The 13,128-nt window shown below is 55.6% G+C and carries 12 protein-coding genes; 5 read left to right on the top strand and 7 right to left on the bottom strand.

Annotation, left to right across the window (positions count from 1 at the left end):
- Positions 1–215 precede the first annotated feature (215 nt).
- The gene (locus tag JFU11_RS17535; RefSeq protein ID WP_123721676.1) at positions 216–563 is read left to right on the top strand and encodes a type II toxin-antitoxin system RelE/ParE family toxin; all 348 of its coding nucleotides are present in this window, start codon (positions 216–218) and stop codon (positions 561–563) included.
- Here the strand turns inward: JFU11_RS17535 and JFU11_RS17530 are convergent.
- Positions 560–883 (bottom strand): helix-turn-helix transcriptional regulator, encoded by a 324-nt coding sequence (locus tag JFU11_RS17530; RefSeq protein ID WP_123721675.1) that lies wholly within the window; start codon positions 881–883, stop codon positions 560–562. The two genes, JFU11_RS17535 and JFU11_RS17530, sit on opposite strands and share 4 nt — an antisense overlap.
- A gap of 369 nt (positions 884–1,252) precedes the next feature.
- Here JFU11_RS17530 and JFU11_RS17525 point away from each other — a divergent pair, with 369 nt between their 5' ends.
- The 4 genes from JFU11_RS17525 to JFU11_RS17510 all read left to right on the top strand — a co-directional run bounded on the left by JFU11_RS17525 (position 1,253) and on the right by JFU11_RS17510 (position 3,836).
- The gene (locus JFU11_RS17525) at positions 1,253–1,474 is read left to right on the top strand and encodes a 4-oxalocrotonate tautomerase family protein (protein ID WP_123361089.1); all 222 of its coding nucleotides are present in this window, start codon (positions 1,253–1,255) and stop codon (positions 1,472–1,474) included.
- Positions 1,471–2,127 (top strand): DsbA family oxidoreductase, encoded by a 657-nt coding sequence (locus tag JFU11_RS17520; protein ID WP_201061526.1) that lies wholly within the window; start codon positions 1,471–1,473, stop codon positions 2,125–2,127. Before JFU11_RS17525 ends, JFU11_RS17520 begins: the two co-directional genes overlap by 4 nt.
- A 42-nt stretch (positions 2,128–2,169) precedes the next feature.
- Positions 2,170–2,880: an SDR family NAD(P)-dependent oxidoreductase gene (locus JFU11_RS17515; RefSeq protein ID WP_201061524.1), complete on the top strand. Its 711-nt coding sequence runs from the start codon at positions 2,170–2,172 to the stop codon at positions 2,878–2,880.
- A gap of 206 nt (positions 2,881–3,086) precedes the next feature.
- Positions 3,087–3,836 (top strand): TIM barrel protein, encoded by a 750-nt coding sequence (locus JFU11_RS17510; protein ID WP_201061522.1) that lies wholly within the window; start codon positions 3,087–3,089, stop codon positions 3,834–3,836.
- Positions 3,837–3,936: 100 nt separating this feature from the next.
- Here the strand turns inward: JFU11_RS17510 and JFU11_RS17505 are convergent, their stop codons facing one another.
- The 6 genes from JFU11_RS17505 to JFU11_RS17480 all read right to left on the bottom strand — a co-directional run bounded on the left by JFU11_RS17505 (position 3,937) and on the right by JFU11_RS17480 (position 12,879).
- Positions 3,937–4,926 carry an Abi family protein gene (locus JFU11_RS17505; RefSeq protein ID WP_201061520.1) on the bottom strand — a complete coding sequence of 330 codons (990 nt, stop codon included), beginning with the start codon at positions 4,924–4,926 and terminating at the stop codon, positions 3,937–3,939.
- Positions 4,927–5,955: 1,029 nt separating this feature from the next.
- Complete coding sequence (locus tag JFU11_RS17500) at positions 5,956–9,990, bottom strand: hypothetical protein (protein ID WP_201061517.1); 4,035 nt, start codon at positions 9,988–9,990, stop codon at positions 5,956–5,958.
- A 14-nt stretch (positions 9,991–10,004) separates the two neighbouring features.
- Positions 10,005–10,376 (bottom strand): DUF6375 family protein, encoded by a 372-nt coding sequence (locus JFU11_RS17495; RefSeq protein WP_207189012.1) that lies wholly within the window; start codon positions 10,374–10,376, stop codon positions 10,005–10,007.
- 32 nt (positions 10,377–10,408) lie between these two features.
- Positions 10,409–11,326 (bottom strand): radical SAM protein, encoded by a 918-nt coding sequence (locus JFU11_RS17490; protein ID WP_201061513.1) that lies wholly within the window; start codon positions 11,324–11,326, stop codon positions 10,409–10,411.
- 300 nt (positions 11,327–11,626) lie between these two features.
- Positions 11,627–11,902, bottom strand: coding sequence for a hypothetical protein (locus JFU11_RS17485; protein WP_065835162.1), 276 nt, complete (start codon positions 11,900–11,902; stop codon positions 11,627–11,629).
- The gene (locus JFU11_RS17480; protein ID WP_201061511.1) at positions 11,899–12,879 is read right to left on the bottom strand and encodes an integrase domain-containing protein; all 981 of its coding nucleotides are present in this window, start codon (positions 12,877–12,879) and stop codon (positions 11,899–11,901) included. Before JFU11_RS17480 ends, JFU11_RS17485 begins: the two co-directional genes overlap by 4 nt.
- Between the last annotated feature and the right edge of the window lie 249 nt (positions 12,880–13,128).

The raw sequence follows: 13,128 nt of genomic DNA, 5'->3' as shown, positions 1-13,128 counted from the left end.
GCGCAAAAAGCCCCGATGGGTTCGGGGGCTTGCGCGTCGCTGGACGAACACGCGTCGCATAAATGGAAAAACTGCGCACGTATCTAAATGGACTACATCAAAAGGGGCTAAGTCCTACTGCGGAAATAGCCTGCGATGACTACTAAACAGCACCCCTTAAATCGTCTACTGAGATGTTCGGAGGGCATCCACTGTTCCAGGTAGGAATCCATCATTTGAAGAGATTTGCATTTGTAAGTGAGGCGGCAACACGTGAGTACAAGGATTTGCCGGAGTGGGTACAGGATGAGTTCGGGAAAGACCTGATGCGTGTGCAGTACAGCGGCGATCCAGAGCTGGCAATAAAGCAACTGAGTTCAGTAGGTGCGGGGGCTATTGAGTTGATTATCAATGGCAGCCCGGCATACCGATGCATCTACATTGCGAAGTATGCGGACACCATTTTCGTCCTTCATTCATTCGTGAAGACGACGAATGGAACCGATCGTCACGCAATGGCTGTTGCGCAAGACCGGTTGAAGGAACTGAAAAGGGAGCTTCGAAAGATGGGTTACAACGTCTAGCAGGCGTGAGCTTGTGAAATGACGATCTGAGGCAAGGCCCCGGCATCGTTGGACGGCAACGTAAAAGTAGTGCGAAATCCGAGTCTATCCAGCATGTCCATCATTGCATCGATCGTAAATTTCTCGATCTTGCCAGTGGTTAGCTCGGAAACGCGTGATTGGGTCACATTTAACCTGACTGCAGCCTCACTCTGTTTGAGGCCCAGTTTTTTGATGCAATCAGTGATGAATATCGATAGCTCCATTTTCAACGCCATTTTGCTGGCGACTTCCTCGTCATGCGTGACATGGAACGGACTATCAAAGAATTGAAGTGCCATGAGCATTTATCCCGTTTTAGGCGGTATCTAAAATTTACGATAAATGGAGATTAGCCGATTGATCATTTTTGATGCAAACGTTTTTTGTGCTTGTCGATCACCGGCAAAATTAACGGCCACTTGCCGCGGTGCCTTCTTCGAAAATACGATGAGGTTTGTCAGCACGGATTGAAGCCCATTTTGACCCCTGGCGGGCCTTACAGTTAGGCCATATTTTCCGGTGGCGTCTCCAATCGATATCGACGTAGTCATTACACCAAGTAACTAATGATGTTCCCGCCCCCACCTTTATCCCTCTGACCCAACCTCATACATTCATCTCCAACGCCTCCTCATCATTCCGATGAGAAGACCACTGGAGATTTCCCCATGCCTTTCGTAAGCGTACGCATCACCCGCGATGGCGTTACCTCAGAGCAGAAAGCTCAGGTGATCGCTGAAATCACTGAAACCCTGGAACGCGTCCTCAACAAGCGCCCGGACCTGACCCACATCGTGATCGAAGAAGTCGACACCGATAACTGGGGCTATGCCGGGATCACCACCACCCAGTACCGAAAACAACTCGCTGAGGAGCAGGGGCAGTCATGACCGCGTCCGTCACCATCGATTTCGTCTCCGACGTGGTGTGCCCATGGTGCGCCTTGGGTGCGACGGCGCTGGAGCAAGCGATCGAGAACCTGGTCAGTGAAGTCTCCGTCGAGCTGACCTTCAAGCCCTTTGAGTTAAACCCGGACATGCCAGCGGAAGGCGAGAACGCGGTCGAGCACTTGATGCGCAAGTACGGACGCAGCGCCGAGGAAGTCGCCGCTGGCAAAGCGATGCAGATCGCTTGTGGTGAGGCCATCGGGTTCAAGTTCGATCTGGAGAAGCGCAGCCATTTCTACAACACGTTTGATGCTCACCGTTTGTTGTTCTGGGCGTTGCAGGAAGGGCGGCAGGTCGCGCTCAAGCGAGCATTGCTGCGCGCTTACTTCGCCGCCGGCCAGAACCCGAGCGATCACCAGACGCTGGTGCGTTTGGCTGCTGAAGCGGGGCTGGATGCGGAGCGTGCAAGCGAGGTGCTGGCCTCCGGAACGTTCGCCAACGAGGTGCGTGAGCTTGAAGCGTTTTACCGCGAGCGCGGCATCAATTCGGTACCGGCCATGGTGCTTAACGGTCGTCACCTGGTGTCCGGTTCGCAATCGGTCGAGTACTACGAACAGATGCTGAGGCAAATGGCGCAAGCCCCCGCCGAAGCCTGATTGATCACTTTTCAAACCATCATTTATTAGTAGAGGTTCATCATGAGCAATTCTAAAAAAGTCATCGTTATTACTGGCGCCTCCCAAGGTCTCGGCGCAGGCATGGTCAAGGCCTTCCGTGATCTGGATTACAAAGTTGTCGCCACTTCGCGTTCGATCAAACCGTCCACCGACCCGGACATCCTCACCGTGGCGGGCGACATCGGCAACCCGGAAGTCGCCCAGCAAGTCATCCGTGAAGCCATCGAACGTTTCGGCCGTATCGATACGCTGGTCAACAACGCCGGGATCTTCGTCGCCAAGCCGTTCACCGCCTACACCCAAGAAGACTACGCCGCTGTGCTGTCGGTGAACCTGAACGGCTTCTTCTACATCACCCAACTCGCGATCACCGAGATGGAAAAACAGGGCCGCGGCCACGTCGTCAACATCACCACCAGCCTGGTGGACCATGCCATCGACGGTGTGCCGTCAGTATTGGCGTCATTGACCAAGGGTGGCTTGAACGCTGCGACCAAATCCCTGGCCATCGAGTACGCCAAACGTGGGATTCGGGTGAACGCGGTTTCCCCGGGCATCATCAAGACGCCGATGCATGGTGAGGAAACTCACGAAGCCCTGGGGAATTTGCACCCGGTTGGGCATATGGGTGAGATCAGCGACATTGCACAGGCTGTTGTTTATCTGGACAGTGCCAACTTTGTCACCGGCGAGATCTTGCATGTCGATGGTGGGCAGAGTGCGGGGCACTAAGACCAGGTTTTTCAAACCCCGGAAACAACAAAGCCCTCGCATTTCTGCGAGGGCTTCGTTTTGTATGGTGCGGGCACCAGGAGTCGATGGCTCCCCATGGAATCGGGAACGCAACATTCGGGATCAGATAGGCGCTTTGAATGTGGGGTTCATCAAGCAGTTACAATGTATATGAAAGCCATAAATCACTACATGGATGTTTACCAATGCTCAAGTTCAATGCTCATCTCGGTTTCCAATTCAATGAGTTGCCCTTTCTACAACGCATCGAAGCTGCCGCAGCAGCTGGTTTTCGGGCGGTGGAGTTCCCATCGCCATACGAATTCGATGCAAGTCTCCTGGCCGACCACCTGGCTCAATACAGTCTGCCGCTGATTCAGTTCGCTGCACCGGCTGGCGTTACCAAAGGCATCGCTGCCTTGCAGGGCAAGGAAGAAGAGTTTCGCAACGGGCTGCTCCAGGCCGCCAGCTATGCAAAGGCGCTGGCGTGTTCGGATGTCCACATCATGTCTGGCGTTACGACGCAGGATGATGCTGGGCGCATCTTCGGGGGCAACCTGGAATATGCAGTCAAGTATTTCGAAGATCAGGGTTTGCGGCCGCTTATCGAAGTGATCAGTTCGCAGGCGATGCCGGGCTACTACATGTCTGACTTCAGCAAGGCGCAACAGGTGCTGGAGACCTTCCCGAGTGTTGGGCTGATTCTCGATATTTACCATGCCCAGATTCTGACCGGAGACGCAGCAGATATTCTGGCCCGGTTTTATGACAGAACAGTCCATGTGCAAATTGCCGACTGCCCGGGTCGTCACGAACCGGGAACGGGGAGCATCGACTTTGCTGCCTTGTTCGCGGAGCTGGAACAACGCGGCTATCCAGGATGGATCGGCTGTGAATACCGTCCTTCCGGTTCTACCGTTGCGAGCCTTGACTGGATTCAGCAGCTAAGTGCGTAGTGCTTGCGACGCACGAACGGGTTCGATGGGAACAGACCACGATTTCTGGCTTGAGTGATCAAGCAGGAGATAAATTAATCGCAGTCTGTTTCTGGCTTACTTACTCCAGACACCATTGCTGCTGGCGTTTCCAATCATTTGGAAATCCCATGAGTCTCAAATAGCCCAGTTCCTGCTGATCCATGATTTCGGCCAAGCGAAACTTCCACTGGCTGTCTGGACTGATCAAGTCGGTTAGATAGGCCAGCATCGTCAATACGATGTATAGCCGCTGCTTGGGTTGAGGCCGGTCGGCAGGTGCATTTGGGATGACCCATTCTTTGGGTAAGGATGGTCGAATCGAGAGCTCTCGGTTCCATAGTCGTGAGTGGTGGGCGCAACAGTTTCGGATGAAGGTCAGAGTGTGGAGCCAGGAGGCCAATACTTCAAAGGGCAGATTGAATCTGCTAGCGATCGCTTTCTTGTCGGCGCTTTTGCCTATGGCATTGAAGAGGGTGGATACCGTTCCAAGGCTGAGCTCTTCCAGAACAGCCCAAGCGGGCGGCAACTCAGGATGGGCATAAGTCGACCCATAGAATCGGAAATAGTTATCGCGCATGCGATTTTCAATCCGTTGTTGCTGGACTCCATCAGCCTGACGGCTCTTTTTTATGCGATCAATCTCACGTCCAAGTTTTTTTCGTTCCTTGTCCAGCTGATTTTGCAGGGGGCGCAGTAGATCAGAATGCGAGTATGACGAGGAGAAGACTGAAACGTCAGCTATCCAGTCAGACCCATACTTAGGGCACATGTGATTGCTGATAGTCGCTCGTATGGCAACTTCGACACGTTCGATTGCATCCATGGTTATGCGTCGCAACGAACCATCGAAGCGGTAGATATCGACGACAACCTTCAGTGTACTACCGGGCTTGAAGGTGTGTTCGGGACCCGCCTCCTGGAAGGGGCGCATGTAGGGGCTCAGGCGAAACAGCGTGACCACTTCGAGAAAGCGCATGGCCCGATCGTCGTTGGCGACGTGCAGGCCTCGTTGCTTTAGCAGTTCCAATTGCTGTTCTACGCTGAGGGCCGGTTTGTCGAAGGGCCTCATGTAGTTTTCTCCAGGCAAAAAAAACCCGCACGATTTGAGCTTGCTGACTGGGTCAACCTAGGCTTGGCGGGTGTGTTGGGGTGCATTATAGGTAGGTGTAAGAGCCCGTCAACGTTGCGCTGACGTGAAATTGTAACGGGTAGAGGCGCGCGGGCAATGTTTGGGCTGTCGATGGAGATAAGGCTTTGTTGGTCTTATCGCAGCAATTTGGCAGCTTCCAGGGGAGTTTCCAAACCCCAGAAACAACAAAGCCCTCGCATTTCTGCGAGGGCTTCGTTTTGTATGGTGCCGGCACCAGACGAACGGTATGTTTCGGCGAGAGTAGGTTTTTCGGGCATCTGGAGTTCGCTGGAAAATTCGGCGTACCCCAACTAGTAACTATAAACAAATCAGCTAGTTATGGCGTTCGGTGGAATCGAACTCGGGATTTTTTAGATGTCAGCACGTTGTCGGTCTGCAAGTAATTCAGAGCCGCATACGGAATGGTAAACCTCCCGAATTCGAACGTTGTTGATCATCCCCTCCGTCGAGAATAGGTAGGAATCCGCCAAAAGCTGCCGTGGCGACAGGCAGCAGACGGCCAATAGCAGTCGTTCCGAGCGACCTTTTTTCGACCCAGAAGCGACACTCACTGGCCCAAACGCATAGCCACGAAGAAGCCCCTTTCGGCCAGACGCAGGTAGCCAACACCTAGTTTTAACCGGCCATAGATGTTTGTGTGCCTACCGACCGCGATTGTCACCAGCGGTCATCGGCGTGTAATTGTTTGACTAACCGCTTGTAAGACACTGAAGTCCGATGCGGTTCGAAAGCTAATGCCTGCGAGTCCACTTGCTGTGTTCTCCGGTTGTGCCTGCAATGGTGCTCCGGAGAGCGGACATTCGAGGCGCTGATTTGAAGGTGCCGCGACCTTCTCAGGCTGTCGAACGGTGCATCCAGCACCGAGTAATGAATACGCTGCCGGCTCCCTGCCCTACATAAAACATCTACTGCGCCCAAGAATGGCGGCGTCCCCTCGCCTGATTCGGTCTACGATTGAGTGCTCGAAGCAGGCTGATAGATGTGAGTACGCTTGTGAATATGCTGGTGGTCCGCGTAGTACTCGTGCAGGTTGTGCGTCTCTACTGACCGGTGATGGAGGCCACGCTCTCCCCACATTAGCCATACCAGCGTCTTGCCGGACTGCGTCAAGTAGCTATCAAGAAGATCACGACGCAGATAGCTGAAAAAGCCACTGACCTGCGAGCCATACTCGCCGACTTCGCGGTACAGGGACGCCACGCCTGCAGTATCGTGCAGGTCCCATTTGTTGTCGCAGTACCTGAGACTCAAAGCCTGACAGAGCTGTTTAGAGGGCAGGCATGCACCGCTGTTCTGGTTCACCACGCTGTGGTAGCTCTCCCAGTTGTACTTCTGCACTGGGATGTCGACCGCGACGCCATTGTTTGACCACCTATCAGCGGACACCATGTATTCGGCGCGGTCACCCTCTTGCTCATCAGTGACAGGCAGTCCCGGAATCGAAGAGAAAGGCATCTCACCCGCATAGGTGTAGTAGTAGCTTGGCTCGCCCGGAATGGCGTCATTGCCGGGGTACTCGAGGCCAGTGAACAACGTGCACAGGCGGTCGACTTCTCCGCTGTCCACGAGCACACCTCGGAGGAAGGTGAAGACCTGTCTGTCATCAGCGGGGGCGTTCTGTTCGAGGAACCCGTCAAGTACGACCCACGGCCCCGTCAGGCCATCAATCTCCGCTAATTCAAGGATGCCACGATAGTCTGGTTGCGGACCTCTCACTATCCAGTCGCCAGTATCCGTAGGCTGACCGCTGAACAAGACTGGAAGCGGCAGGTCGATGCTCGCGGCCTCAAGCGGGAACGTCGGGTCGATGTCCGCATCTGAGGGACGAGCACTGCGCTCTTCGGCAAGGAGGCCCCGCGCGTACCGGACACCCCACATCTCGAAGTAAGCGATCCAGCCGTACTTCTTCCCGTATCTGTCGACCTTGTGCTTGTCATTTCCCATACGAGGGCCGGAGTTCATTTGCCGATCAGCAGCTTCGAACTGCTCGGGGTCATAGCCAAGCACCAGCATTCGCGAAACGATTGCTGGCAGCACCCGCTGGTACTCTGGGTTGCGGTCGTCGTAGTTCGACCGACCTGGAATCAGACTCCCCATCGTGTAGTTGCCGAAGTCCATTCGAATCGCCGCGCGCTTCGCACGTTCGATCACCGCCAAGTCGTACTGCGGCATGTTCTCAAACGGACTGGGCAGATGGCCAAACGGTGGAAGGAGATGAGCTCCCTCCTCCTCAGACAAGCAAGCCGGATCAACCGCCCACGCTATGGCAATGGTTCCCAGACAGTACTGCTGATAGAGAGCATGCGAGGTAGGATGCGTCGCGCCAGGCGCGAACATCGCTTGATAAATCTCACGAGCGACTCTCGGCAGTGCCTCACGCATCTCCACAGCATTCATGTCCGACCAAGTGGTCAGCGCCGCACCGTAGGCTGCGGCGAACATCCGCTCGGGGACGTATGGGTCTGAAACGGCAATTGCCTCCACTGCCAGCCGGAAAAACTCTGTAGGCCGCTTGGCGGCGAACTCGTACAGGGTCTTGGTGGCCACGTCCCGAAGGCTTCTGGACGTAGATGTCAGCGTCCACATCACCCAGCGTGCCCGCCGAATCTCGCGCTCGTCTAGGTCACCCGACTTCCATCTGGTCGACAGGAATTTTAAATCGTTTTCAATTTCCTCAGACGTCTCGCGAACCCACTCCGTCCAGAAAAGATCGCGCTGCGTGTTGGGCATGGCCAAGAGCACGCTATGCAAGAAATCCACATCATACGGATGCGCTCGCGCTGCCCTGGTACTCCGAAGTCTCTTGAAGGCTCTCCATGCGAACTGCTTCGACTCCTGCATTGCGCGCGCGAACCGTTCTACCGTTTCTCGCCCGATTTGCCTTGGGTCTGATTGCGCCGTCAACAACAGAGCATTCATGACGAGATTCTCGTCCGACATGTCTTGCCAAAGTTGGCGCCTGCCAGAGTGTTGCGGATATTGGCCAACTAGAGCCTGGAACACGTCATAGGCGAAAGTATGCGATCCAGGCTCACGGAATTGGAACTGCGTGCGTCCTTCATCGCTTTGCAGCCACTGCGCTAAGGCCGGCCTGGCAAGCAGGTGGCGCGCCATCATATGTCCAGCCATCAGGTCGTATGAAAACGCAATTCCTTGGCCACCTTCTGAAGAAGTCGTTCGAACGAGGACGCCTTCTGACTCCAGCGCGCGAATGACGCTGGCGTCCCAACGGCCCACGTCTCGAACTGCCGTCCGAGCAGCTTGGAACTCCACGCTTCTCGCGTTGCCCTCCCAGAGGAGACCCGCAATAGTCAGCAGCGCATCTTGCACCTCATCCTGATAGATGCGATTCGCCGTCGCTGAAAGCTCAGCAACTCGTTCGGCAACTTTGTTGAAGTGCGCTTCGAACAGGCTTGCCAGCGAATTGGGCAGCGCCTCCACCCCGACAATGTGCTGGTGCCGAGGGTTCGCCACCTCGCAGAAGATTCTCAGCGTCAACGGGTGCTGCAAGAACTCGATTGGCAGATCCGCATCGGTGGCGTCGATCTTGTAGTACTCGAAGTACTTGTCGATGGCCGTCTTCGGGGCTTCTTGGAATCCGTTGTGCTCAACTTGAGGAAAGTCCTCCGGCAGGCAGATCTGCGCGAACTCATTGCGTAGAGTGACAACCAGTAGAACGTACGGAAAGTCCTCCAGAAGCTGTTCCGCTCTGGCGAGTTCATCCCTCCAGTTTCTTGGGTCTTCTGCCTCATTCAGACCGTCAATGACAATGGGGATGCGCTTGCCTGCGCGCTGGCCCGCCGCATCAATGGCCTCAACCAGTCGGTCGAAGCTCTCCGCCGGCCTACCAGAAATCTTGAAGGCAGACACAAGATCGTCAAGCCGCTGGCCTGCATGAAGATTCTTGCCCAGTAGCAAGACACCGCCGGGGAGGTCTCCATCTGGCTGCGTCACCTTGACGGCAAGCTCGGATTTTCCCTCGCCCGCAGCTGCAAGAACGGCCACGGCTCGAACACCGATCGACCGCTCCAGGCTGAGCAGCACCGAGGAAAGTGCATGGATGTCCGCGACCAGATTTGCGGCGAACGGGGCTCCGCCTGAACGAGCTCCACGCAGCTTCGAGAGTAGCCTGTCGTAGCGCACCGGTTGAGGCGGATTCGCAGCCAGCATCTGTTGTACAGCGTCGAAGTCGCCATTGCCAAGCGCTGTGTGCAGGTCATCTAGCAGGCCTGCCGATTCGTTGGCTCGAACCAGGAGCGAGTCAACTTCGGCCTTGAGTTCAGTTTTGAGTTGACCCGTTAGCGAAGCAATGTCCGTGCAATTCCTCTGGAGAGCACTTGAGAGCTTCTCCAGCGATTCCCACGCACTTTGGGCGCCCATATGCCTGAATATCTTCTCCTCGGCTCCAACGACAACATGAACTTCTGGTTGGTATCGGCGCTTGAACGGAGCCGCAGCGAGCTTGTGCTGCTCAGCAAGTAGCGGAGGCGTCAGAACAAGCTCGCCGAAGTAGGTCTCTCGAAATAGTGCTCCAGGCCCGACAAGAAGGTCTTCGATGTCCGTTGCCGTCAGCAGCTCCAACTTCAACTCAGGGAAGCTGTCTTTCTCAAGCGCGAAGAACCACTCTTGATCCCCCTTCGTCAGGGTGTGGCGTGTCCAAAGTTTCCAATCGGTCACACCTGGGACATGTTTGCGCGTCTTCTCGATGCCCTCGACGATTATCCTGCGGCGTGAGGCTCCCAAGTCTTGTCCGTTTGTCAGCTCATACCATTTGCATTGCCAACCAACCCAGCGTGGCGGTTCCCCAAGATCGCAAGACTCCGCCAACTGGAGGTGGAACTCCACACCAGGCTGGTTTGCGAGTTGCTTGAAGCGACCGAAACGTCCGTAGTGTCGACGCACCAGAGCGCGGCAAAGCTTCTCGAAGTTTTCGTCTGCTGCACCGGGTAGCTTGCTGAATACATCCCAATTTACTTCAGGCATCGGCGTTTTCCCTGTCAGATGGCGTCGTCTGAATCGGCCGGGTAGTCGTGCGCTGAGAAAACCTCGACCTTCGCCCCGGCTTCAATGAAGAGTTTCATGAATGCGGATACGTCAGCCTCATCAGTCGTTACAGTGATTCGACCGTCTTCACGCTTGAGGCGATAATCTGATACCAGCTGTCCGAGCTCACTTGGTGCTAAGGAGTGGACGTTTAGGCTCCCCAGCAAGGAGAGCATGTCATCTGAAAATCTCTGATTCTCAGGTTTAGCAAAAGGGATGGAGTCGCCGTCGTCTTTAGACGCCTGAGCGCTGAGCTTGTCAATGTCTATCTCGACCTTCTCGGCGTCTTGCGCTCGCTTGAACTTTCCGATGAGAACCAGGTTCATCGAATGCTCAGACCCGTATCCGTTCCAAATCTTCATGACTGAGTCTCTCGTTTGATCTCGAAGGTATTTCTGAGTCGTTTAAGCGCCGACAGAACGCCGGCGTTTTCAATCTTCACGCAGGCGGGCGAGTAAGAACTCGCACGAAGCATGCCGGACGCATCTATGTGCGCATAGGCCTGAAGGCCTCGCTCATCGGGGAGCGGGTCGCACGTAGGCAGTCCTGACGCACCCGCCTCACTGACCGCAAGGCGCACCTTGCCTCTGTAGCTGGAGACCCAGTCCTGAAGTGCTCGGCCGACGACTCCATCCATGCTTGCAACCGCAGTGGTTGCTTGCTGAGGAAGCAACAGCAATTCGCTAGCTCCAACCTTTTGCGCGAGCTCGCTCATCGCGTCAAGTTCTAAGACCGTGCGCTCGTTGACCACGACGTTGATCCCAAATGGCGACAAGGTCGCAATCGACTCCATGCCTCGGAGCAGGCTGGCAAACTGCTTCCCGCGCTGTTGTTCATAGGTGCGACCTACCCCATCAATGCTAATGCGTGCGAAGTGGACCGAGCCCTTGAGGCGCTCGACTAGCTGTGGCGTCAGGCGATGACCATGAGTCGTGAATGTGACCGCGAGCTGAGTCTCTCCTGCAACCCGTTTGCATATGTCGACGAAATCAGGATGCAGCGTGGGTTCGCCGCCGCCAAATCCGATGCCGAGGCACCCCTCAGTATCAAGTTCCTTCAACCAGCCGAGCACCTGGTCAGTATGCAGGGACGCCTTGTGCTTCGGCGCGTAGCAGTACGCGCAGTGAAGGTCGCAAACATTTGTTAGAGCAATGGATACCTGGCGGGGGGACGTTGACCAAATCGCCTCTTTCGGGCGCAACTCGTCTAGCAGGACATTCAGACCTGAAAGGCGATCGAAAAGATGCACCCCGTTTGGGCCGATTCTTGACTTCATAAGACTTTGTCACCGTAAGCGGTTCTACCTTAAATGACATTTTAGCGCGTCGATCTTCTCGAGACAGCCTACCAGTGAGTCAGCACCTGCAGCCCGTGTTCTGCCAATCGAGGACGCAGCCCTCATGATCACCTATTGATCACCAAGAACTCGTCCGAGACGATCTGTACTGCGCGATCGAATGCAGCGAGCGATTCGGACCCGGGGCGGTGCGAAATCGCTACTTCCGCTTTCTCAATAGCCGCGACCGTTGGGTCGTTAAGGCTGTGTGGCTGCATTTGGCCGTTTTCTGACCTTCGTTTAGAGGTTGAACTGCCAGGATTTTCCTAAGCGATGAGTGAGTAATTGCATGGTCAGCAAATAGTAATAGCGCGTCGATTGAGTGTGCTGGTTTAGGTGGTGATTCAAAAACCACGCAAGGTGTTTTCTCTGCCAAGTCCATGGATTGTCGCGTTGCCAGCGCTCAGCGATCGCTGTTTGGATGGCCTTCGCCTGACGCAAGTGGCGTTGGCGCGTGGTATGCGACCCGGTCAGGACGCCCGCCAGGAACAGATCCATATCGAATGCCGTGCTCATGCGCGACCACCAATGTAAGCGGCCACCACGACGATACGGTTGTGCCCCAGCTCATAGCTGATTTGTACTCGGGCTTCCTGATCGAGACGTCGGTCGAGTTGATAGCAATGGCCACCGTTGATGGGGGCGGGATGGTGGGTGATTTGCTCATAGCGTTCGCACGCATAGGCTGCCCGCAATTCGTGGAAGCCTTTGAGGTTGTACTGATGGAGGATGTCCCGTGCAGGACGGACGATTCCCCGTTGGAAATCGAGGTAGGTTTCGTTCGGTGCAAGTAGGTTGCGGCTACCGTCGGGTGAGACCTGTTCGGCGAATTTCAGCGCCTCGCGAATATGATCATCCGCCCTGATCCAGCGAGGTGCCGAGGCACCTGAGCGGCCCCCCTTGGTGCCATCCTGGATGTTGATCTTGCCGTATTGTTCGGCCTCACGTTTTAAGCGCGGAAGGTCGGCCAAAATGGCCTCACGTAAGCGCATGCCGGTGGCTCGCGCTAATTGAGCGATGGCCGCGGCACGCGGCTGCTGGTGTGCGCAAAGCACCTCTACGACCCTCTTCACATGTTCGCTGTCTTGGCCTTGCGGCACCGAACGACGAACACTGGTGCGCCGCATTCCTAGCGCCTTGCTCGGACTCGGTACTTTCACATACTGATCACCGCGAAGCGCTGCCAGGGTCCGATTGACGCTGGACAATCGGTTTTGCGCAGTGGCGATGGCGAGATCGCTGCGCTCAACCAGGTGACGCAGATGCTCCGCGTAATCCAGCAAGGTCTGCCGATCAATCTGCCGTGCATCATTAATTCCCGGGCCATCCTCCGACCGACACCAGCGCACGAACGTCTGCCAACGATCACTGTGTGCTTTGACCGTCCCGTAATGCCCACCGCCAAACAGGTCTTTCAGTGCCTGCGGCCCGGCATAGCTCAATTGCCGGCCATAGCCAAAATTACGCCCCTCCCGTCTACCGACCAATCCCATGACCAAACTCCTCTGTAAGCCACACTTGTAAAACCTTCCCCACGTCATCCCGCCAAGAATGTTGAGTGTTATCAGGGATCAAGGCCCCTGCGACCTGTGAGGGTTGTCCATTAACGCGGGACTGGCGGCTCTTTACGACCGGGAGCCTGGGCATCTCATGATCTGGCCTCCTGAACACTTCCAAGGAAGTGGGCGGGTGGAGGCTGCATTGGCTGACGAGACCAACGCCGCGAGATCTTGAGCCGGGTG

The sequence above is a fragment of the Pseudomonas sp. TH37 genome (genome assembly GCF_016650735.1).
GTDB lineage: Bacteria > Pseudomonadota > Gammaproteobacteria > Pseudomonadales > Pseudomonadaceae > Aquipseudomonas > Aquipseudomonas farris.
Note: the sequence above shows the minus strand (reverse complement) of the source record. Positions and strands in the feature narration are given on the sequence as shown.